This is a genomic window from Tritonibacter multivorans, from assembly GCF_001458415.1.
GTDB lineage: Bacteria > Pseudomonadota > Alphaproteobacteria > Rhodobacterales > Rhodobacteraceae > Epibacterium > Epibacterium multivorans.
This window is the reverse complement of sequence record NZ_CYSD01000039.1, coordinates 1-22,848: the sequence shown is the minus strand read 5'-3', so window position 1 is coordinate 22,848 and position 22,848 is coordinate 1. Positions and strand designations below refer to the sequence as shown.

The following is a 22,848-nucleotide window of genomic DNA, read 5'->3' as shown; positions in this document are numbered from 1 at the left end:
GGCTTAGAACGACGCGTTCAGGCCAACAAAGGCCGCGCGACCCCGGCTCGCGTAGCCCCAGACATCGGAATAGTCCTTGTCAAACAGGTTGGTCACACGACCGGTCAAGGTCACATTATCCGTCAGCTCGTATTGCGCCGACAGACCGACTGTTGCGTAGTTGGGGAGTTTTTCCACGGTGTAGCTGCCGAAATACTGGTTGTCGTAATTCGAGGCCACATAGCGCAGATCTGCGGTGACGCTGCCACGGCCCCCAAAGGTCTGCTGCGTGGCACTCAGCAGCAACTCGTGACGCGGACGACGCACTTCGACCGAACCATCCGCGTTTTTGGCATCGAGGTAGGTGTAGGACAGATTCACATCGAGGCGATCTGTCACGGAAAGGTCCGCCATCAGCTCTACACCACTGCGGGTGCTGTCGCCGTTTTCGTTGCGGTAGCTCCAGGTGCTCACGCCCGCATCGGTGGATACAATGTAGCGGTTGATTTCGCCCTGCAGGGTTTCATCAAAATAGGTCACATCCACGGTGCCGCGCCCAGACAGAACCGGAATCTCAACACCAATGTCAAAGCTGCGGTTCTTTTCGGGGGTCAGGCCCGTGTTGCCGCGGTAAATGCTGGTGCCATAATCTGCATCTGCAAACAGCTCGAAATACGAGGGGTCAACAATGCCACGGCCCGCCGAGGCGTGCAGTCGCACCCCATTCGCGAAATTGTAAGACCCGCTGGCGTTCCACGTTGTGGCGTCTTCAAAGGCAGTATTGAAGTCGCGCCGCGCGCCCAGCTGCAGGTCCAAACCATTGGCAAAACTGCCACGGAATTCCACCGCAACCGATGTGGTTTCGCGATTGTAAGCCGCGTTTGCGGTGCTGCTGTCTTCTTCCCATTCCAGCATCACATTCAGCAGGCGATCCGCAGTTTCAACAGGCTGCCCATTCAGGCCCAGGCTCAACAGGTATTTGGCGGCTTTGGTCTCAGTTTCCGTGGCCGACCCGCCGTTGCGCGCCTGGTCGTAGTCTGTGTGTTCGTAGGACAAGCGGTGCCTGATGCGTGCATCAAACATCTCATACTCCGCATAGACCTGCGCCAACTGCTCGTCTCTTTTGGAATAGGGGCTGGGATCATCCACGACATATTCCTCAGCGGTGGTCGCCGTGTAGGAGTTGCTGTCGTAGTCGTAGCGTTCGTCCGAACGGCGCAGATTGAACCCAAGCGTCAGCGCCGGGGTAAGGGCATAATCGCCGCTCAGCTGAACAGTATTGCGGCGGATCGCATCCTCTTCACCGCCGTCACCAGAGGTGTCGAACCCGTCGTCTTGGTCATGCGACACGCTCAGCGCCAAGCCGCCGCGTTCGCTGCGGTGCGACACACGCGCAGAGGCCCGCTGGCCGTCGCTGCCGATTTCAACACTGCCACCATATTCGGTGCCAATGCTGCCTTTCTTGGTCACGATGTTAATCACACCGGCCGAGGCATTGGAGCCGTAGAACACAGACTGGGGGCCACGCAGGACTTCGATCCGTTCGATATTGGCGGTGTCCAGACCTGTGAGGATGTATTCACCCTGCCCCCCTGCCGCATCAATGCCATCAATCAGAATGAGCGTATGATTGGCTTCGCCACCGCGAATGCGCACCTGTGTGAAGCTGCTGCCGGATCCGTTGACCGACACGCCGGGCACGGCGCGCAGGGCGTCCTGAACGGTCTTGAGGCCTCGCGTTTCGATCTCTTCGCTGGTCAGGACCGAGACCGCGCGGCCGAATTTCTCGGCTTCAATTGGGGTGAAGCCGCCAGAAACAATGATTTCACCAAGATCGGAAATGCCGGTGTCTTGTGCGTTGGCGATGACGGGTGCGGCAGTAAGTGCGGCAACAACGGGAAGCGTAGCTTTACGCATAATTCCATTCCTATTGGCCCAGCCGCCAAATGGCGGACGGGCAGAAACCACCCGGATTTCGGGCGGTTGAATAAAATTTTAGCCTTTGGAGGGAGAAGGTCCCCCGCAGACGGTGAAGAGCCGTCACCACTACGGAGATCCGTTGTTCCTGGCGCGCCCCGCGCCCGAACAGGGTGATCATCCTGGCAGGTCTCCTGACTCGCGGGTCGTGGCTCTGCTGCACCTTCCCGCCCTGAAAGGCAGTGGTATCTTGCAGCTTCGCTCTCCGCTCACAGTTGCGGGGGCAGTCACGGATTTGGTGCCTTTTGGCTACGCCGCACCGTGTTCCCTTTTAACCGGGTGGCACACGCCAGCCGGACCAGAATGATCCAGCCTTAAGAGAGCGTGCTTTGTTTTGTCAAGCATCGCGCGGCGCTTGTGGCCCCCGCCCCGTCCCGCCAAATCACCGAACGAGGCCTGCCACGGCCTGCGTCGTTTTGGCAGGCAACGACAGGAAAACAACAGGAAACAGACGTGCCGGGCATCTTCCGGACTTGCGAAAGACGAAGGCTCAGATCGCAACCCGGCAAATGTTGCGACATATAGCCCTAGAGCATCGTCCAGATAATCTGCATCAAGGACGATGCTCTATGCCTTTATTTTGTCGCGCAATTTGATCCGAAAACCGGCTCCCACTTTTCGGATTGCGCTTTAGAGGTGTGTGAGGCCCAGCATGGCCATTGCGCCCCTCAGTTCTGCTTCAAGACCATGCCAGAGTTGTTGCAGCCCCGCTTCGCCCCCTGCGGCGATGGCGAATTGCAAAATCCGACCCAGAAACACAAAGTCAGCGCCGGTCAGAAGCGCCCTCAGAATGTCTTCGCCAGACCGGATGCCGCTGTCCAGAAACAGGGGATAGGAGCCCCCCAATGTGTCGCGCATGGCAGGCAGCACGTCGATCGGGGACGGCGCACTGCTGAGCTGACGGGCCCCATGGTTCGACAGCTGAATGGCATCAACGCCCTGTTCTTGCAGCCGTTTGGCGTCTTGGGGATCAAGGACCCCCTTCACAACCAGCTGTCCGGGCCAGCGCGCGCGCAGATCCTTCAATGTGTCCCAATTGGCTTTGGCCCGACTCTCGGTACGGTCAAAGTCAAAGCCGGGCATGGTGAAATTGGCCATTTCTGGCCGTCCCGCCAGCAGCGTCGCCAAGGACCAACGCGGGTGCATCGCGAAATCAAAGATCTGACGCGGCCCCATGCGGAAGGGCATCTGAAAGCCATGGCGCAATTCCCGTGGACGGCGCGCCACCTCTGGCACATCCACGGTCAGGATCAGGGTCCGGTAGCCGGCTGCGCGGGCCCGGTCGACCAGTTTGAAAGTGCCTTCGCCATCACCGCTGAAATAGAGCTGGAACCAGGCGTTGCCCTCGGCCACCTCGATCATCCGCTCCATCGGGGTAGAGGCCACAGTTGACACCCCCAGTGGCACTCTGTGGCGGGCGGCAAGGCGCGCCAGCATCAAATCAGCCCCAGGCGCAGAGAGGTTGCACATCCCCATGGGCGCGATCCCAAAGGGCACGTGGGCCTGTGCCCCCAGCACCGTCGTCGCCAAAGTCCGCGCGCTGACGTCTTTCAAAATCCGAGGGGTCAGCGTGATCCCGTTCAAGGCCGCGCGATTGCGCCGTGCCCCTCCTTCGTCCCCGGCCGCCCCATCAATGTAGTCAAACACCATCCAAGGCAGGCGCTTTTTGGCCAGCCGCCGGGCGTCCTCTGCCGTGTGGATGCGGCGCGAAAACATCAGCCAGCGACGGCCTTCATAAAGCGGTCCCGGATCACCACAGGATCCATGGTGATGACCGGCATCTTGGCATTGCCGCTGTCGCATTTCACGATCATGACGGTGCCTTTGCCGCTGCCCAACGCCGCTTGCAGGGCTGGGCCGGTGTCGACATCCTGCACCTCCACCACAGTTTCGCACCCCGCCGCCCGCGCCATGGCGGCCAGATCTGTTTTCATGCTGGTATAGGTGGGCTGGTCGCCAGTGGACCCGTAAGATCCATTGTCGATGATCATCAGCACATAGTTGTCGGGGCAGTTGTTGCCGATGGTGGGCAGCGTGCCAAGATTGGTCAGGATCGACCCATCCCCATCAATAACTATCACCGGCTTGGGCTGCGCCAAGGCAAGGCCCAGCCCGATCGAGGACGCCAGCCCCATCGTACCCAGCATGTAGAAATTCGTCGGTTGATCGTCGATGGCATGTAATTCCTGAGACGGAATGCCAATATTGCACACAACCAGATGGTCGCGCAGGATCGGGGCAATGTCTTGCAGGATTTCGGAACGGATCATTGGTCGCCATAGCCTCCCCAGAAGTTGGCGTCGGTCAGGATCGCAACGGGTTTGTTGCACATGAAGGTGTATTTCAGGATATTATCGAATTCCTCGACATCCTTCTGCCAGTGGAAGTGGTAGGTCGGGATGTTCAACTGTGCCAACAACGCCTTGGTATGAACCGCCATTTCCACCTGACAGGCAACGGGTTCCCGCAGTTCGCCCCTGTAAGAGATGATCATCGGCAGCGGCATGCGGTAATATTGGATCAGCGTCGCCAGCGTGTTGATGGTGACCCCGATGGCGGTGTTCTGCATGATAATGGCCGGGCGTTTGCCCCCCATCCATGCCCCCGCACACAGGCCCATGCCCTCGTCTTCCTTATTGCTGGGGATGTGGAAAATATCCGTGCGATGATCAATTTCTTCGATCACCCCGGCCAGTTGTTTGCAGGGCACGGTGGTGACGAAAGATATGTCATTTGCCGCCAGATCATCCGCTATGCGTTTGTCGATATTCATTGTGGCTCCCCCTGTTTAAGCGTCGCGATGGACATGCACGGAACAGGGCGCATGACGCACCACGCGGGCCGCTGTTGATCCAATAAGGTAGTCCGCAAACCCCGGCTTATGCGATCCGATCACAATGCAGTCGAACCCGTGCTCCACCGCATAGCGGGTGATGGCGCGGTGGGCCTGCCCGCGGGTGATGTCAGGGGTAACGCCCGCCATCCCCGCCACTTTGTCCTGCAAAAGCGCGCGGGCCGCGCGAAAGCCGCGCTCTACCGTGTCTTCGCCGATGTAGGCACTGACCGACCCTTTTGGGACCTCAAAGACATGCAGGGCTGTGATCGCGCCGCCATCGCTGCAAATCGCCTTTGCAATGGCCAGTGTCTGCGGTGAGATGCCGTGATCCAATGCCATGGGCACAAGAACCTTTTTGTACATGGGCCTTTCCTTTCAGATCTGGGGGGTGGCGGGCTCCGGTGGGGTCAGGATGATCTTTGGCGTTGCCACATTGCCCGCACGGATGTCGCGAAACGCAGCGGCGCCGTCTTCCAGTGGCCGGGTTTCAAACCAGTCAAGGCTGCCCAAGCGGCCCGCGAACATCGCCTGCGCCGCATCGCGAAAATCCTGCGCGGTATAGGTATAGGTGCCGATGAAGCCGATTTCCTGCAGCGTCAGCCTGCGGATATCCAACCCGCCCTCATTGTCGCCAAGGCCGACATGGACAATCACCCCACCGGGCTCCGCCAGCGCCGAGGCGGATGCGCGGGTGCTGGCAAAGCCGACGGCGTCAATCACGATCGGCGCGGTTTGCGCAGGCGATGGGCGCGCGTGAAGCCCGCAATGAGAGGTCAGATACTGAAGCCGCCCGGCATTGGGTTCGCAGATCTCGATGTCCTCAATCCCCATGGTCCGCAGCGAAAGTGCGGTCGCCAGCCCGATCGCACCGCCGCCAAGGATCAGCGCACGTTTGGTCATGGCCGGATGCAAGGCCTCAAGCGCCAGCCGCGCCGCATGCCAGCCTACTGCGATCGGTTCCGCCAAGGCGGCTTTTTCCAATGGGAACGCGTCCGGCACAGTCACAAGATTTGCTTCGGGGATCGCCACAAATTGCGCAAACGCCCCCTCACGGGGCGGCATCGATATGATCTGCCGCTCCGGGCAGAGGTTTTCGCGCCCCGCCCTGCAATAGGAACAGCTGCCGCAGGTCACCAGCGGGTTGATCGTCACCCGCCGCCCAGCCAAGGGCCCTTCCGCCACCACGCCCGCAGCCTCGTGACCCAGGATCAGCGGGGCTGGGCGTCGCTCATCATGGCCCAGATAGGCATGCATGTCCGACCCACAGATCCCAACCGCGTGGATCCGCACCAGATGTTCGCCCGTCTGCACGCTGGGCATGGGAACATCCCGCAGGGTCAGCGTTTCCACAGTGTCATAGACCAGGGCTTTCATTTTGCGGTGAACCCTCCATCGACCATCAGCACTTGCCCGGTCACAAAGGCCGAGGCATTGGAACACAAAAACAGAAGCGGTCCATCGATATCCTCGAGCCGCCCATTGCGCCCGACACAGGTCTGCGCGGCATTGCGCGCGGCGCGGTTCGGGTCGTCGAACACCGCCTGCGTCAGCTCGGTCGGGAAGAAGCCGGGGCCAAGTGCATTTGCGGTAATGCCATCCCCTGACCAGGCTTCGGCCATGGCGCGGGTCATTTGCCCCACACCCGCTTTGCTGGCGCCATAGGCGATGCCACCGGGAAAGGCGCGCGTGGTCTGCAGCGAGGCAAAAGTGACGATCCGCCCCCAGCCTTTCTGTTTCATCGCGGGCACAAGGGCCTGCGACAGGAAAAACGGCACCGTCAGGTTCAACTCCAGCGTCTGGTCCCACCTCTCAAGGCTCACCTCATCGGCGGGCTCGCGTGTGTTCACACCAGCGGCATGGACAACAATATCGGGCGCACCAAAGGGAGCACTGATCTGCGCCACCAGATCGGGCAGGCCCGCCCTGTTTGTGACATCCGCCGCGACATAGGCCGCCCCCTGCCCCACCTGCGACACGAGGCTTTGTAAATCCCCTTCCCGCCGGGCCACCGCAATCACCTGTGCGCCTGCCGCATGCAGAACCTCGACCGCGCGGCGTCCCAGACCAGAACTGGCCCCGGTGACAACCGCCACCCTTCCGGCAAGGCCAAACAGGCTGCGCGGATCATCCATTGGCTGTGAGGTCAAAGTCTTCATCCGGGAAATATTTGGCCAAACGCACATCGGCGGCGCGGGCATGGGCCTCCATGCCTTCCAGCCGCGAGATCCGCGCAGTGGCTTCGGCCACCTGTTTGGACCCTTCACGGCTGGCGCGCTGCCAGGTGACAATCTTCATGTATTTATGCACGCTCAGCCCGCCGGTATAGCTGGCCGCGCCCGACGTGGGCAGAACGTGGTTGGTCCCCGCCGCCTTGTCGCCATAGGACACCGTGGTTTCTTCGCCCAGAAACAGCGAGCCGTAACATTTCAAGCGGTTCAGCCACCAGTCCAGATCCTCTGCCTGAACGGTCAGATGTTCGGGGGCGTATTCATCCGATGTGGCGGCCATGTCCTCGCGGTTGGCACAGACAATGACCTCGGCGTAATCGTTCCACGCCGCTTCGGCGTTTTCGCGGTTCAGGGCGGGCAGATCCGCGATCAGATCGGGCACACGTGACAGAACATCGCGCGCCAGCGGTTCATGGTCGGTCACCAGCCACACGGGCGAGTTATAGCCGTGCTCTGCCTGCGAGACCAAATCGGTCGCCACAATATGGGCATCCGCCCCTTTGTCGGCGAGGATCAGACTGTCTGTCGGCCCCGCAATCATGTCGATACCCACCCGGCCATACAGGCTGCGCTTGGCTTCGGCGACAAACTGGTTGCCGGGGCCGACAATGATATTGGCTTTGGGCTGGCCAAACAGGCCAAACGCCATAGAGGCAACCCCCTGTACCCCCCCCAGCGCCATGATCTTGTCCGCGCCGCAGGCATGGGCGGCAAACACGATCGCGGGGTTCAGCCCCTCGCCTGGCTGCGGCGCGGAGGAGACCGTGATATGTTCGCAGCCCGCCACCTTGGCCGTGGTCACCGTCATCACCGCGCTGGCAATATGCCGGTAGCGCCCGGCCGGCACATAACAGCCCGCCGCCGACACCGGGATTGCCTTTTGCCCCACGATCAGGCCCGGATTGATCTCGTATTCGACATCGGCAACGGTGCCTTTCTGCACTTCGGCAAAGCGGCGCACATTGTCGTGGGCAAACAGGATATCCTCCTTCAGCTTCTGCGGTACGCGCGCACAGGCCGCGTCGATCTCGGCTTGGGTCAGCTCCACATTGCCAGTGTATTTGTCGAACTTGGCAGCATATTCCAGCGCTGCCGCCTCGCCGCGGGTTTCGATATCCGCAAGGATGGCGGCAACCGTTTTGGAGGTCTCGCCCGCATCCGACTGCGAGGTGCGCGACGCTTTCTTCAAATAGGTTCGTTTCATCAAAAAACCTTTCTATGCGCGCAAAGCTAGGCTTCGCGTTTGTTGTGCCGGATTGAGGAGTAGAAAGCCAAACCGATCAGCGCCATGCCGATGCCCCCGGTGATCAGCTCGTGCACATGCGTCAGCGATTGCAGGAACAGGATCACCGACAGCGCAAAGATCGAATAGAACGCCCCATGTTCAAGGTAGCGGAATTCGGCCAGCGTGCCACGTTCGACCAGCATGATCGTCATCGACCGCACATACATCGCCCCAATGCCCAACCCGATGGCAATGAGCAGGATATTGGTCGTCAGCGCAAAGGCCCCGATCACCCCATCAAAGGAAAAACTGGCGTCCAGAACCTCGAGGTAGAGAAACGCGCCCAAACCGCCTTTGGCCCCGATTTCAGCCGTCTTTCCGGCAATATTGTCCAGATAGGTGCCCAAACCATCCACCAGCACAAAGACCAGCAACCCCATGATGGCAGAGGCCAGAAACACCCCCTGTTCCTGATGCGGGACAGATTGGCAGATCAGCAGGACGATCATCAGCACAAAGGCAATCTCAAGCCCGCGGATAGATCCAAAGACCCGCAGGCGTTTCTCCAGCGTCTCGATCCAGTGGATCGATTTGTCCTCGTCAATAAAGAACTTCAGCGCCACCATCATCAGGAAGGTGCCCCCAAAAGCCGAGATAGGACCATGAGCATGGCCGATGATTTCCGAATATTGTTCCGGGTTCGACAGCGCCAGATGCATCGCCGCAAAGGGGTTAATCCAGGCAAAAACCGCAACAATAGCAAGCGGAAAGACGATCCGCATGCCGAAGACCGCGATCAGGATCCCCCAGGTCAGAAACCGGCGCTGCCAGACCGGGGTCATCTCTTCCAGTTTGTTGGCATTGACGATGGCATTGTCAAAGGACAGCGCGATCTCAAGCGCGGCCAGCACCGTGCCGACAATCAAGAAAGACAGGACACCGGACGTGGTGCCTGTGGTCGCCCAGCCCAGCCAGCCCGACAAGCCCAGGCCAATGACTGTGACCAACAAAGGCCATTTCAGATAGGAGAGTGTTTTGCGTTGTGTTGTCATCGCTTAGTTTCCTGACATAACGGCCGGCAGCCAAAGCACGAGCCGTGGAAAAAGGAACAGCAGCACAAGGCCAAACAGCTGCACCAACATGAACTGCATCATCCCGAGGTAAATGTCCTTGAGGTCCCAGTTGGGCACCACGCCTTTCAGGAAATATGCAGAGAGCGCGACCGGCGGCGACAGCCAGGCGGTCTGAAGGTTCACCGCAACCAAGATGCCGAACCACACCATCAGGTCGTAACGCTCCAACCCGTAGATATCGAGCTGCTCGACCGTGGGCAGCAGGATCGGCACCACGATCAGCACAATCGGCACCCATTCCAAGGGCCAGCCCAGCAGGAAGATCAGCGCCATCACCAACAGCAGCACCAGATAGGGCGACAGATCGAGGCCAAGCAGGATCTCTGTCATCATCTTGGGCGTGCCAAGTGATGAGAACTGCGCGCCGAAAAAGTTGGAGGCCGCAACAAGGAACATGATCAGAACAGTGATCTCCAAGGCTTTGACAAGGCTGTCAAAGAAACTTGGCACGGTGAACTTGCGGTAGGCGAGGGACAGAAGGATCGCGCCAAACGCCCCCATCGCCGCTGCCTCAGCCGGTGTGGCCAGCCCCAGCAGGATGGAGCCGAGCGCAAAGGAAATCAGGATCGTGGGCGGCATCAAACCGGCGAAAAACTCGTCCCACAGCTGCGAGAAATAGAACCCCTCCTGCGCGTCCCGTCCGTAGATCGGGCGGGCCAAAACAGCCAGAAGCACAATGAAACCGGCAAAGATGATCGACCCGATCGGCAGGCTGCCCTCCGCGCCAATATGGGCGAAAACCATCGCAATATGGAACAAAACCGCAATTGGCAGAACAATCCGCAGCACCGTCAGGCTGCGGTAAGCGCGATGCGCCACCAGCAGGGTCGCCACCAGCAGGAGCAACCCGCCAAAGGGCACAAAACCGCTCAGGCTGCCCCCAAGGCTGAGGCCAAACACACGGCAGAGTGTCAAAATGCCCAGACAGATCAGCGCCACTTCTGCGCCATAGAAACGCGATGTGACAGGCTGGTCTTCCTCTGCCAGAACCGGCCCAAGCGCTGGGTTCAGCCAGCACCGCCCCAATGTGTAAAGCAGGTAAAGCGACGCCAAGAGCGCGCCGGGAATAAACGCGCCGCGAAACAGATCCAGAGTAGAGACTTCAAGCACAGGCCCCATCACGATCAGCATGATCGACGGTGGGATCAGAATGCCCAGCGTCCCCCCAGCGGTGATCGTGCCCGCGGCCAATTGCACGTTATAGCCAGAGCGGCTCATGGTGGCGCCCGCCATAATGCCCAGCAGAGTCACGGACGCGCCCACAATGCCGGTTGCGGCGGCAAAGATGGTCGAGACGATCAGCACCGCAATAAACAGCGCCCCGCGCACGCGGGCCATGATCATCTGGATCGAGGCAAACAGACGCTCCATCAGCCCCGCCGCTTCCATCACGATCCCCATCAACACGAACAGCGGCACCGCCATCAGCTGATCGTTCAACATGGTCGAATTGGTGTTGAGCGTCATCAGCAGCGTGGTCAGTTTGAAATTCGCCCCCCAGATGCCAAAGACAAACCCAAGGAAGATCAGCGTGAACGAGATCGGGAAGCCGATGAAGATCACAAACAACATCGTGGCCAGCATGATCAGACCGATGGTGGGTTTGGACAGGCCCGGACGGGCCTTCATCACTTCGGTAAACCATTCGCCCCCCGGCACCACATCAGGGACAAAGATGGCCAACATCAGCCAAACGAAGACGACAACATAGATCGGCAACAGCCGCAGAAAGACCCGCTCGCGCGCATTGCCCATCTTGTGAAAAGCACGGAAGGTTTCAGGAATACCCTGCAGAAACAACAGGAAGCCGCCGATCGGCATGGCAATCCGCGCAGGCCACAGGATCGGCTGCCAGGCACTGTCCAGCGCCATGGTTTCCCCGGTCGTGAACGCCAGCCACCAGAATTGCGAGGCAACCACCGTAAACAGCGCCATTGAGGGCATAAAGAACAGAAGATACAGCGTGGCATCCACCGTCGCTTGGGTCTTTTCCGTCCAGTTGCGATACAGAAAATCCGCCCGGATATGCACGCCGCGCATCAACCCATAACCCGCCGCCGCCATAAACAGCATGCCCGCGATCATGCGGCTGGTGTCATAGACCCACAGCGTCGGCCCAAGGCCCAGCGCGCGGGCAAAATCCTCGAACCCTGCGTCCTGCAGGATCGCAAAAGAGTTGCGCATAAAGACTTCGTAGACGACCACCGCAATCAACGGCACCATCATCAGGGCGATGATCTGGCCCGCGCGATAGTTGACCGTATCAATGACAGCCGTGATCGGGCGCTGCCAGCTGGTCATGTCCTCGGGTGTCTCTCCCGGCGCTTCGCTGCGCCGTTCCGCGATCAGCTCGTCGGCAATCTCCAGATCGTCTGGGTTCACCTCATCTGCGGCCATACCCCTGTCTCCCTTGTCGCCTGCGTGCCCGTTTGAGGGTGCACTTTCCCGTAGGAGTGTCAGGGCAAGACCCTGCTCCCAATTCTCGAAAAGGACGTGCGGCGCCCGAACGGGCCCCGCACTGGTGTCGCGTTATTTCAGGGTTGCTGCATGCGCGCGGCCAAGACCCGCATTCGAGGTCTGCGCCCCGGCCCAGAAGGGCACCGCAATATCGGCAAAGTCTTTCTGGGACTGCCAGACTTCGGCAAAGAACGCGTTTTCATCCGCAGCAGCCTGCAGCGCATTTTTGGCCGCGGCCATATACTCGGTAAAGTAATCCTGCGGGGTATCCTCAAGGATCACACCGTGGTTTTCGGTCAGATCCTTCAGCGCCTTGCCATTCTCGTAGATACGATAGGACAGGGATTTGCTAAGAGATGCGTTTGCCGCAACTTCCAGCGCCATTTGTTCCTGTTCGTTCAGGCTGTCATAGAAATCGCGGTTCACATACATGTCCGCGTTCACGGTGACCTGATGCAGACCCTGCAGATAGTAGTGCTTCAGCACCTTCTGGAACCCAAAGACCGAATCCGGCTTGGGGCAGCACCATTCGGCGGCATCAATCGTGCCTTTTTCGAGCGCAGGCAGGATGTCACCGCCGCCCATGGCGACCGCAGGCACGCCGATATCTGCATAGGCAGCCCCCACCATGCCCGGCGGTGCACGGAACCGCATCTGACGGAAGTCATCCATGGACTCGATCGGTTTTGGGAACCAGCCCAGCGCCTCGGGGCCTACGGGTTGCAGCATGAAACCTTTGACGTTGACGCCCATCTCCTCCCACAGGCGGTCATAGAGCTCCTTGCCGCCGCCATACTGGAACCAGCTGAGGAACGCGATATTGTCGAGGCCCACGCCAGCCCCCGCCACCGGCGCGCCAAACAGGTTGGCCGCAACATGTTTGCCGCCCCAGTAGTGCGTCCAGGCAAAGCCGCCTTCCACAAGGCCCGCATCAACCGCGTCCATAATGTCGCGCGGACCAACAACCGCCCCTGCGGGCAGCACTTCGATGGTCAACGATCCGCCGGTCAGCGCGGCCACATCCTTGCCGAATTCGTTCAACATGTGAACTTCGTCAGCGGTGTTGGGCAACACCGACTGAATCCGCAGCACTTTTTCCGCCATTGCGGAGGTCGCCATAAAGGCCACAGCCGCGGCGCCAACCGCTATGTGTTTCAGTTTAGACATTGTTTCTCCTCCCTAGAGATCGCGCCTTCCATATTCCCTTTTTGTTTTTCACGAGGCCGAAGGCATCTCCCCGAATGTGTTGGGATCGGTTCTCCGACGCGTCGCCGCGACTGAAACCCGATCCGCCTGTCATGATCTTGCGTCCTCCAACACAAGATCGGCGGCTTTTTCCCCGATCATAATGCAGGGTGCATTTGTATTGCCGCTGACGATTTGCGGCATGATCGATGCATCGGCCACGCGCAGCCTGTCGACGCCTCTGACCCGCAGCTGCGGGTCCACCACCGCCATCGCATCGATCCCCATCTTGCAGGTTCCGGTGGGGTGATAGATCGTCACCGCGGTCCGGCGCGCCCAGTCCAACGTGCCCTGCTCATCATCAAAGGCAATCTCTGAACCCGGCGCATGTTCTTCCGTGACATGCGATCTCAAAGGATCCGTCTGCGCAATTCTGCGCGCGATCTGGATGCCTTTGACAAGAGTACGGCAATCCAGATCCGTGGCCAGATAATTCGGATGTATGGCCGGATGGTCGTTCATATTGGCAGAGTTCAGCGAAATATGCCCCGCGCTTTCGGGGCGCAGCTGCAGCACAGAGGCGGTAAAGGCCGAAAACCTATGCGGCCCATCCGCAGGTTTATCCGCGCTCCACGGCTGAATGTGGAACTGGATGTCAGGTGTCTCCAGATGCGGTTCGGTTTTCAGAAAACCGGTGCCCAGACTGGCGGCCATCGTCATCGGCCCCCGCTGTGTCAGGGCGTATTGCAGCGCCATAACACCCTTTTTGAAGATGTTGTTGGCCTCTGTATTGATGGTGCTGAGGTTCGTTTTGTACACGGGGCGCGCCTGCAGGTGGTCTTGCAGGTTTTTCCCGACACCCGGCACGGCTGACAGCACCTCAATCCCATGCGGTTTCAGCGCGTCCAGGTCGCCGATCCCGGACAGCATTAGGATCTGCGGCGACCCGATGGCGCCCGCACTCAGGATCACTTCCCTGCGCGCATGAAGCGTCTCCATTGTGCCACCACGGTTGACCCGAATGCCCGTCGCGCAGCCCTCTTCGATCAGAACCTTTTCGGTTTGGGCATTGGTGATGATGGTCAGGTTCTGGCGGTGTTTGATCGGATTAAGATAAGCGACGGCGGACGAACACCGGCGCCCTTTCTTCATGGTCAGCTGGAAATATCCGACCCCTTCCTGATCCTCGCCATTGTAGTCCGGGGTCCGCTTGTACCCCGCCGCCTCGGCCGCGTCGATCCAGGTGTCCACGATCTCGCGGGTCAGGCGACTGTCCTGCACCGACAACGGCCCATCCGTCCCACGCAGGTCGCCGTCATGCGCCCCGTGCCACGTCTCGGAGCGTTTAAACAGCGGCAGCACGCTGTCCCAGCCCCAGCCCGTGCACCCAAGCTGCGCCCAGTGATCATAATCCTGCGGCTGCCCACGCACATACAAAAGACCGTTGATCGAACTGGAGCCGCCCAAGACCCGCCCGCGGGGCCAGGCGATGGCCCGCCCCGCGATGCCCGCATCCTGCTCGGTTCGGTATTGCCAGTCGGTTTTCGGGTTCCCCATCGTGCGGAAATAGCCAATGGGCACATGGATCCAGGGGTTGCGGTCTGCAGGCCCCGCTTCGACCAAGGCAACCGTATAGCGCGCGTCTGCGCTAATGCGATTTGCCAACGCACATCCAGCAGATCCAGCTCCTACTACGATGAAGTCGAACTCCATGGCTCCCCTAAATATCAAAAAATGAGACTTTTGGTCTCGTTTTTATTGAAAATAGAGGGTACATTGATTCCCTGAAAATGCACCATTTTTTTTCGAAGAGGCGTCTTTGCAGGATTCTGAACGCATTCCGACCAATCTGCGCACGCTTCTGATCCTGGAAATTCTGGGCAGAAGTGAGCAGCCGATGACGGCGACCCAGATCAATGAACAGCTTGGTCTCCCAAAGCAGACGGTCCACAGACTGTGCGTGACCCTTGAAGAAAGCGGCTTTCTGACCCGTCCCGGCAATGCCAAGAAATACCAGGTCGCCCGGCGCCTGCGGGAACTGGGGTCTGGCCTGCTGTACAACTCCCGCGATCACGTGGCGCGCCACCAAATTCTGCGGCAAGTGTCAGACCGGGTTGGCGAAACCGTGAACTACGCCGCCCCCGGCAACGCTGGGATGCATTACCTCGACCGGGTCGAAACCGACTGGCCGTTTCGCATCCAGCTGCCGATTGGGACAAGCGTGCCGTTTCACTGCACCGCAAGCGGCAAAACCTTTCTCGCCAGCCTTGCCCCCAAGAAACGCGACACCCTTGTTGCCTCGCTCACTTTGGACAGGAAAACCCCTTTCACCATCGTGACCCCGGAGGATCTGCTGGCGGAGTTGACCAAGATCCGCAAGCAGGGCTATTCCGTGGACCGGGAAGAATTCCTGGAAGGCATGGTGGCAATTGCGGTGCCCGTTCTGGACCCCCACGGCCGCTACATCGCCAGCCTCGCCTACCACGGCCCATCCCAGCGCGTGTCCCTGACCGAAGCGATAGAGCGTAAAGACATTTTGCTCTCCGCAGCCGAAAAACTCAGCGCGGCCCTGTTTGAATAACGCAGGCATGGACCTTGGTCCGGCATGACCCGGCACTCGGCAACAAAAAAGCAAAATCACCGGCACTCTGATCTGGGGCATTTGGCACGCAGGGTGCGGACTGAGCTGTCGCCGGTTAATTGAAACCTTCAGCGAGCAGCAGCCGTGCCTCATGCGCTTTCAACGAAAGTCGGGCCGATTGGTAATCCGCCAGCCCCTTTGGAGTGGCAAGCTCGGGAAAGAGCCCAAAGATCTCTTCTCGGCTGCTGTCGCCAACGCCGCGCAGGGAATAATCCCCCGGCTGGAAGCTTTCAGACCAGACCGCATCCGCCCAGAGCACCTCATGGCGATCAAACATCAGGTGAATATAGCTCACCGCATTGGCGCGGATTTGCGAAACCCCGGAAAGACCGGTGAGGAATTTCGCCGCCACCAGAACCTCGGGCTCTCCGAACAGGACCTCGGCCAGATCATTGGCGATCAGCATCCGGTGGTTCGGGCTGACCAGCACGTCGCGATCGGGCATCCCATCGCCAAGCGCCCCCTGACGGATCAGCACCGGCTGAAAGTTTGGCGTCTTGGTCAGATCCACCACATCAAGATCCCGCCGCCCCGCCCAGCGGATTTCCTGAATGCCATTGTCGCGGGTCTGCACCTTGTCACCGGGGCGCAGGTGCTCCACCAGACGCGCGCCAAAAGGGGTCGCGATACGCGTTCCGGGCGTAAAGCAGAGGATCAGCTTTTCAATATCCGAGAAGTTGATATTGGCGTTCTCGCTGCCCCACTGGAGCTGGATCTGACCATTGAAGCCGGGTTCTCCGTTGTTCTCCGGGTTCTTCACGACGTTGGTTACGGACCAGCCTTCGTCCAGTAGCGGCGTAATATCCAGCGTGTCGAAATCGATCCCGCCCGCGCTGCCATCAACTGTGGTGTTATTCACCCCGCTGGAGCCGAGCTGGTTGATAATGATAACATCCTGATCGTCACCCCCGATCAAATTGTCGTTGTCGCCGCCGCCAAAAAGCGTGTCATTGCCGCTGCCACCCCGCAGGTTATCGGTGCCATCGCCGGCATCCAGCACATCATCATCCGCGCCACCCTTCAGCGTGTCATTGCCCGCGCCGCCTTCAAGGGTGTCATCCCCGGACTGGCCCAACAGACTGTCATTACCCCCCTGACCAAAGATCTCATCATTGCCCGAGCCACCGTCAATCGTATCATTGCCTTCGACAAAGGGCGTCACATCGGGGTCATCAATCAGATCGCCCGACAGCGAAAAGCCAGACTGGGTACTGCGAGTCTCCAGCGTGAATTCAATAAACTCACGGTTCTCAAAATCAGCAGAGAACCAGGCATCCTGATCGCTGGGGTTGTTGGCTTCGGTCCCGGCTGCGGTAACCTGCCCGCCAGAGGTGCTGACACTCAGGGACGTATCCGCTGCGGTGGCAAAAGAGTTGAAGCTGCCGGAGTCAATGGTGACAGACTCCTGATCGCCCGGGCGGTTGCGATCCAGATCGTTCCAGGTTGCGGTGGAATTGAGCGCAATGTTTTCTCCCGTGACCGGGTCAAAAAACTCGAGCCGGAAGCTCGCCGTTGCGCCCACATCGTTGCTGTCGAAATCCCCATTGAGCAGGATTTCAAACCCTGCCCCGCCAGACAGATCCACCGTCAGGTCATTGTCGGACACATCGGTCAGCACAAGGCGCGCGGAAATCGGCGTGCCATCCTCCAGCGTTGCCACATTGGAATAGACAGCAATGTCACCGACCTGGGCGTTGTTGTTGCCGCTAGAGCTGTCTGAAACCAGATTGTCGATATCCAGCGTCAGCGGCGACGCATCTACCCCCAGCGCGGTTCCGTCACCGGCATCGCCGAACAGGGTGTCATTGCCGCTGCCACCTGTAACGGAGTCGTTGCCACCCTCACCGGATATTCTGTCATTTCCGCCCAGACCGTTCAGCGTATCTGGATCATTGGTTCCGGCAAATACATCATCGCCACCGGTGCCGTTTACAGTCGACATTCCCACACTCCCCAGATCCGAAACATTTTAACCTAACTTAACAAAGTGTTCGCAAATTACGCACGAAGCTGGGCGCACAAAAGGGTGAAAGCTCAGGGAATTTGGTCACTTTTGGTAATCTAAAGGCGAGACCTTCCTTGGAAATGCGACAATCACAGCTTGCAAAGGCCACAAATTCCAATGGCGCAACAACGCCTAGCAAATCCCCCAAAAGGGTGACTCGGCCAGAACCTCAACGCACAAATCACGCGACGCACCGCTTGCGCCTGCAATGGAACAGCCGGGGCATTGGGCTCAAGGCCAGTGGCTTTCAGAAACAAGCGCCCCCGCCAGTCTGCGCCGGGACAAGCGGGATTAGCCTTCACCAGTCACAGGGCCGGGTCGTGGTCGCGCAAAAAGAAAATGGGAGGGGCCCAGGCGCCAAAGACACTGGATACCCCTCCCATTTGTTGATCTCAGAACAGCTTGTAGGGAATGTACAGCGCGAGATCCTGCCAGAACCACAGCAGAACCGCCGTCGACAGCATAATAAGCGCGAAGGGGATCGCACCTTTAATCACCTCTTCCAAACGCGCCTTGCCAACCGCTTGGATCACAAACAGGTTCAACCCCACCGGCGGCGTGATAAGCGCCGTTTCGATCAGCACCACAAAGAAAATCCCAAACCAGATCGGATCAATCCCCATCACCTGCAATGCCGGGAACAGCACGGGGACCATGATCAGCATCATCGAAAGCGCTTCGAGGAAGAAGCCGATGATCAGCAGCACAAGCCCTACGGCAAAAATGAACAGGGTCGGGTCAGAGATATTCTCCGTCAGGAAGCTGCTGATAGACTGCGGGATCAAATACAGGGTGATGGCATAGGAAAAGACCTTGGCCCCGGCAACGATGATGAAAATCATCGCGGTGGTCTTAAGGGAGTCATGCACCGCATCGCGCAGCTTGGTGAAATTCATCCGCCCCATGGCAAAGGTCATGATCATCGCAATGACAAACCCGACGCCTGCGCTTTCCGATGGCGTCGCGATGCCCGCGTAGATTGACCCAATGATTGCGATCGCCAGAACAACGGTCGGAAGGGCATAAAGCGTCACCAGCAGACGTTGGTTCATCGGCAGGCGTTCGACCTTCAGGCTGTCCTTCCCACGCGAATAATACATCGCATAGATGATAAAGAGCGTGGCCAGGAACAGCCCCGGACCGATCCCGGCCAGGAACAGGGTTGGGATCGAGGTCTCGGTTATCACGCCATAGATGATCAGCGGAATGGACGGCGGGATCAGGATGCCAAGCGTCCCCCCGGCGGCGAGTTGCCCCATAATGAACGGGCGGTCGTAACCGCGTTTTTCCATCTCGGGGATGGCTACCGTTCCGATGGTGGCAGCCGTGGCCACGGAGGATCCTGAGATCGCGGAAAACAGCGTGCAGCTTTTGATCGTCGCAACGCCCAAGCCCCCCGGCCAATGGCCCACCCAGGCCTGAACACTTGCAAAAAGGTCCCGCCCCACGCCGCCTTTCAGCAGGACGTTGGACATCAACAGGAACAAGGGCACAGCCAGCAGCTCAAAGCTGTCCATCGTCCCAAACAGACGCTGCGGCACCGCAATCAGGGGAAACCCCTTGAGCCACAGCAGCACCACACCCAAAGCCCCCATTGCAAAGGCAACGGGCACGCGCAGCAGCAACAGGCCGAGCAGCGCACCGATAATCAGAATGGATTCCATGAATTAGTGGCTCCCCAGTTCAGAGCGTTGCAGGTTTGCCTGCCCCGTCCACACCTTGTAGATTTCGACAAAAGCCTGCAGGGCCAGCAGACCAAACCCGACCCAGATCGCCGACTGGGTAAAGGTCTTGGGCACAGCAAGATAGCTGTCCGTTGTATGTCCGGCGAGCGTCGACTTCAGCCAGATGTCCCAGCCATATTTTGCAGCTACACAGCCAAAGACGGCGATCACCAGCAGGGAAAATGTTTCGACAATCCGACGTTGCAGCGAATGCACATCGCGAAAGGTCAGATCAATGATGATGTGCTGGCGGTGCTTCAGCACATAGGCGGTTGCGGCGAAGGTGCCCCAGACCTGAAAGATCCGTGCGATCTCGTCGACCCAAACCGTCGGACTGGTGAGCGCATAGCGCATAAAAACCTCGTAAGCCACGAAGATGCCGACGGCAAAGAACATCCAACCCGCGAGGATGCCAAAGAATTCAGAGAGACCGTCAACCAGATTGGTCAGCGCTTGCATGAGAGAGACGTATCCTAAGAGAAAGAAGCAACCGGGCTTTCACACCCCGGTTGCCAATAGATGATTTGAAAGGGTCACATGCCAGAGACGGCAGAAACCACTTGCGCGGCTGTGTCGCCTGCATCATCGACGAACCGCTGCGAGACGCTGGCGGTTGCATCAACCCACTGCTGACGCTCTGCTTCGGTCAATTCAACAACTGTCATTGTACTGCGCATCTCTTCAATGATGGCGTCTTCTTCCGCATAGATCGCGTCGCGCAGTTGCTGTTCAACTTCAGCGGCGGCCTCCAGCACGATCTGCTGATTTTCAGGCGAAAGCCCCTCGAAGAAGTCGTTGTTCATGACGGCCACGAATTCGATGGCGCTGTCATAAGACAGGGTCATATGATCCATGACTTCATGCAGCTTGCGGGATTTCACGGCAGAGGCCCCCGTCATGCCCACATCCACAGCGCCCTGCTGATAGGCAAGAAACTGTTTGGAACCGGACATCAGGGTCGGTGCGCCACCAAGCGCCTCAACCGTCCAGCCAAGAACCTTGCCATAGGTCCGCACTTTTTGATTGTTCAGGTCCGCCGGGGTGCGGATCGCTGTACCATTGGACAGGTAAACATTGCGGCCAAAGGCTTGCCACCACAGGACTTTAGCCCCTGTTTCCTTGAGCACGGCAGCATCCAAAATGTTGCGCATCGGGGATCCGGTTGCCACCGCGGCGCGCAAATGGGCTTCGTCACGGAAAAAGAACGGCAGATTCACCACGTCAACGGCCGGAACCGCGCCCGTGAAACGCCCAAGAAACGCCGAACCCGCCTCGACCGCGCCAGATCCCACGGCACTTGGCACCTCTTTGTCCTTGAAAAGCTGCGCCGATGGAAACAGCTGAACTGTCAACGCGCCACCTGATTTGGCTTCAACGATGTCCTTGAATGCGTTCCAGTTTTGCCCGAGCGAATGGGTTTCTGGCAATTGCAATGTGACACGAATAACCGATTCAGCCTGCGCCACCACCGGTGCCGCAATGACCATTGTCGCGGCCAAAGCCGCTTTCAACATGCTACGCATGCGCTCCTCCCTTGCGTTTTCGTGCTGTTCGCACTTTTGTCTTGCCCAACAGGCTTGCAATTCGGCAGCATAATTGTCAATTACATATGTAAATCATGGAGAGATTGTCGGGAATGGCGACCCAGGATGACATTCAAGAACCAATGGCCGGCGAAGGTTTGATTGCCGCCATTCACTCCCTTTCTCACAAGCTGATGCTGCTCTATTCCCAGATCGTATACGATCAAACCGGGTTGAATTGGCAGGACTGGCGCATCTTGCGGGCTGTGGTTGGGCTGCAATCTTGCCGTGCTCAGGACATCTGCGATGAATGCGGGCTCCAGAAACCCCATGTCAGCAACGGCCTCGCGCGGCTCGAGAAAGCCGGGCACATCAAGCGATCGCGAAACCCCGACAACTCCAAAGTCAAGCTGGTTCGATGTACAGAGCAAGGCGAAACCCTTGTTGAAAAAGCGCAGCCGGTTCTTGATGGTCTCAATGCACAGATCAAAGCAAAAGGCGCCCCTGGCGAAGGCCTGCTCGAAGAGTTGCGAAGTTATCAGTCTGAACTGGACAGATTGGCGAAAACAGCTTCCAGCGCCTAACCACAGGTGCATCCAGCCCAATCCCACCAGCCCCGCACACCACATCACGCATCCTGAAGAATCCACGAAAAGTCCGGAACGGCACGTCGCACTTTGGGCTCAGGCACTGAATCGCTTCGGGATATAGCGCATGTGCGTGAGCTCTGCTTACGCAGGATATGTCTCGCGGTTTGTTGGTAGGGTCTGTCCTTCGGTTTCAATGCACGGACTTTGGCATCGCTTAGAACAGCAATCCGAGGGCACCTCATTACAACGACCTTGCCCGCAGCCCGAGCCCTACCCCGATCGGGCGGATATTCAGCAGGATGCCGTCGGACAACTTCGGACACCACATCCGAAATTCTCAATAGAAATAAGGATATTAAGAGACGTATCGTAGCATATTCGGACGATAATATGGTGCCCCCACACGGTTTGAGGACGTGTTTGATCGGGGCTGCGATTTGGTTGCATTCCCGTTGCAGGCACCGTCTCAGCAGCTTGCATCAGCAAAACAAGGCCTAGCAGCCCTGTGCTGTCGCGGTCAACAGGCGCAGATTGTACAACGGTATGTACAACGGCCCGGGCGTAACGGCTTGCCGCGTCGATCACGGAGATTGGCGATCCCCCGGGGCAGGTGCCACCCCACCCCCTAGGGATACCGTATATGGCCCCGCCCCGAGATTGGGGTTTTCAACTCGTCAACATAGCTCAGCTCTGTGTTGGCTGGTGACCTCGGGTGCTTGGTCTCGCTGCGTGCGGCGTTGACGACTGCCGGAGAGTCAGTGGGTCGCAGTCGCATGCACGTGTCATGACCCGCGTGGAGATCGGTTGATGCCAGCGTTTTCCGGCTTGGCTATGCGACCGCACTTCAGCGAGGGAGTGGGATACACTCTTCTCGTGATGAGAGAAAGTGTAGAGGGTGTAGGCAGTGTAGACCTGCCGAAAAAGTCCCCCAGAGCAAAACCCAGAGAGACTTTAGGATTTCGGCTACACTGCCTGCACTGCCTACATCTTCAGCCCAAGGCGGGCCGGATGCCGTGCCATTGCATCCCGCTAGAGGCCCGGTTCTGGTAGACGCCAGGCAACTTCTCCAACGACCGTTTGAAGGAAGTCGTCGACTGCGGCTTGTTACCCATGGCCTGGCACCAGCCACGGTACTCCTCGTACAGCTTGGAGGCCCCGAACTTAGCGTCCGTGTCGATCTCGCATTCCTGATCAACGAACTGGCTCACGCTGTCCATGCTGGTCTTATAGGCCGCGACTTGGTCCAGTACGATCTTGGGTGGGTTCAAGCCCTGCTTCTGCCACTCCATGCAACCCTTTACAGCCCAATTCAAAATACCCGGCAGTTCAGCCATCAGCTTACGCC

General features: G+C 58.8%; 19 protein-coding genes and 1 riboswitch. Of the genes, 2 read left to right on the top strand and 17 right to left on the bottom strand.

Features of this window, described 5'->3' with window-relative positions:
• Positions 1-3: 3 nt before the first annotated feature.
• From TRM7557_RS13600 to TRM7557_RS13545, 12 genes are all read right to left on the bottom strand, one after another.
• Complete coding sequence (locus tag TRM7557_RS13600; protein WP_074941884.1) at positions 4-1,896, bottom strand: TonB-dependent receptor; 1,893 nt, start codon at positions 1,894-1,896, stop codon at positions 4-6.
• A 167-nt stretch (positions 1,897-2,063) separates the two neighbouring features.
• A riboswitch (cobalamin riboswitch) is annotated at positions 2,064-2,274 on the bottom strand.
• A gap of 312 nt (positions 2,275-2,586) precedes the next feature.
• Positions 2,587-3,672: an alpha-hydroxy acid oxidase gene (locus tag TRM7557_RS13595; RefSeq protein ID WP_058290775.1), complete on the bottom strand. Its 1,086-nt coding sequence runs from the start codon at positions 3,670-3,672 to the stop codon at positions 2,587-2,589.
• Entirely contained in the window at positions 3,672-4,226 is a 555-nt protein-coding gene (comE, locus tag TRM7557_RS13590) for a sulfopyruvate decarboxylase subunit beta (RefSeq protein WP_058290774.1), read from the bottom strand. Before comE ends, TRM7557_RS13595 begins: the two co-directional genes overlap by 1 nt.
• Positions 4,223-4,729, bottom strand: coding sequence for a decarboxylase (locus tag TRM7557_RS13585; RefSeq protein WP_058290773.1), 507 nt, complete (start codon positions 4,727-4,729; stop codon positions 4,223-4,225). The genes comE and TRM7557_RS13585 overlap by 4 nt, the downstream gene beginning before the upstream one ends.
• A gap of 15 nt (positions 4,730-4,744) precedes the next feature.
• Positions 4,745-5,155 carry a universal stress protein gene (locus TRM7557_RS13580; protein ID WP_058290772.1) on the bottom strand — a complete coding sequence of 137 codons (411 nt, stop codon included), beginning with the start codon at positions 5,153-5,155 and terminating at the stop codon, positions 4,745-4,747.
• 12 nt (positions 5,156-5,167) lie between these two features.
• Positions 5,168-6,166: an alcohol dehydrogenase catalytic domain-containing protein gene (locus TRM7557_RS13575; protein ID WP_058290771.1), complete on the bottom strand. Its 999-nt coding sequence runs from the start codon at positions 6,164-6,166 to the stop codon at positions 5,168-5,170.
• Positions 6,163-6,924: an SDR family NAD(P)-dependent oxidoreductase gene (locus TRM7557_RS13570; protein WP_058290770.1), complete on the bottom strand. Its 762-nt coding sequence runs from the start codon at positions 6,922-6,924 to the stop codon at positions 6,163-6,165. The genes TRM7557_RS13575 and TRM7557_RS13570 overlap by 4 nt, the downstream gene beginning before the upstream one ends.
• Positions 6,917-8,224: a histidinol dehydrogenase gene (gene hisD / locus TRM7557_RS13565; RefSeq protein ID WP_058290769.1), complete on the bottom strand. Its 1,308-nt coding sequence runs from the start codon at positions 8,222-8,224 to the stop codon at positions 6,917-6,919. Before hisD ends, TRM7557_RS13570 begins: the two co-directional genes overlap by 8 nt.
• A gap of 26 nt (positions 8,225-8,250) precedes the next feature.
• A complete protein-coding gene (locus TRM7557_RS13560) occupies positions 8,251-9,297 on the bottom strand; it encodes a DUF475 domain-containing protein (protein WP_058290768.1) in 1,047 nt (348 codons plus the stop codon).
• Positions 9,298-9,300: 3 nt separating this feature from the next.
• The gene (locus tag TRM7557_RS13555; RefSeq protein WP_058290767.1) at positions 9,301-11,775 is read right to left on the bottom strand and encodes a TRAP transporter large permease subunit; all 2,475 of its coding nucleotides are present in this window, start codon (positions 11,773-11,775) and stop codon (positions 9,301-9,303) included.
• A gap of 132 nt (positions 11,776-11,907) precedes the next feature.
• The gene (locus TRM7557_RS13550) at positions 11,908-13,002 is read right to left on the bottom strand and encodes a TRAP transporter substrate-binding protein (protein ID WP_058290766.1); all 1,095 of its coding nucleotides are present in this window, start codon (positions 13,000-13,002) and stop codon (positions 11,908-11,910) included.
• Between the two features lie 129 nt (positions 13,003-13,131).
• Positions 13,132-14,733, bottom strand: coding sequence for a GMC family oxidoreductase (locus TRM7557_RS13545; protein WP_058290765.1), 1,602 nt, complete (start codon positions 14,731-14,733; stop codon positions 13,132-13,134).
• A 106-nt stretch (positions 14,734-14,839) separates the two neighbouring features.
• Here TRM7557_RS13545 and TRM7557_RS13540 point away from each other — a divergent pair, with 106 nt between their 5' ends.
• Complete coding sequence (locus tag TRM7557_RS13540; RefSeq protein WP_058290764.1) at positions 14,840-15,601, top strand: IclR family transcriptional regulator; 762 nt, start codon at positions 14,840-14,842, stop codon at positions 15,599-15,601.
• 115 nt (positions 15,602-15,716) lie between these two features.
• Here TRM7557_RS13540 and TRM7557_RS13535 read toward each other — a convergent pair whose 3' ends face one another.
• The 4 genes from TRM7557_RS13535 to dctP all read right to left on the bottom strand — a co-directional run bounded on the left by TRM7557_RS13535 (position 15,717) and on the right by dctP (position 20,913).
• Positions 15,717-17,603 (bottom strand): Hint domain-containing protein, encoded by a 1,887-nt coding sequence (locus TRM7557_RS13535; protein ID WP_058290763.1) that lies wholly within the window; start codon positions 17,601-17,603, stop codon positions 15,717-15,719.
• 455 nt (positions 17,604-18,058) lie between these two features.
• Positions 18,059-19,330, bottom strand: a complete 1,272-nt coding sequence (locus TRM7557_RS13530; RefSeq protein ID WP_058290762.1) for a TRAP transporter large permease — start codon at positions 19,328-19,330, stop codon at positions 18,059-18,061.
• A 3-nt stretch (positions 19,331-19,333) separates the two neighbouring features.
• Positions 19,334-19,849, bottom strand: coding sequence for a TRAP transporter small permease (locus TRM7557_RS13525; protein ID WP_058290761.1), 516 nt, complete (start codon positions 19,847-19,849; stop codon positions 19,334-19,336).
• Positions 19,850-19,923: 74 nt separating this feature from the next.
• Positions 19,924-20,913: a TRAP transporter substrate-binding protein DctP gene (gene dctP, locus TRM7557_RS13520; RefSeq protein ID WP_058290760.1), complete on the bottom strand. Its 990-nt coding sequence runs from the start codon at positions 20,911-20,913 to the stop codon at positions 19,924-19,926.
• A gap of 113 nt (positions 20,914-21,026) precedes the next feature.
• Here dctP and TRM7557_RS13515 point away from each other — a divergent pair, with 113 nt between their 5' ends.
• Entirely contained in the window at positions 21,027-21,497 is a 471-nt protein-coding gene (locus TRM7557_RS13515; RefSeq protein WP_058290759.1) for a MarR family winged helix-turn-helix transcriptional regulator, read from the top strand.
• Positions 21,498-22,492: 995 nt separating this feature from the next.
• Here TRM7557_RS13515 and TRM7557_RS13510 read toward each other — a convergent pair.
• A partial coding sequence (locus TRM7557_RS13510) for a primase-like DNA-binding domain-containing protein (protein ID WP_268873721.1) occupies positions 22,493-22,848 on the bottom strand: 356 nt, incomplete at its 5' end.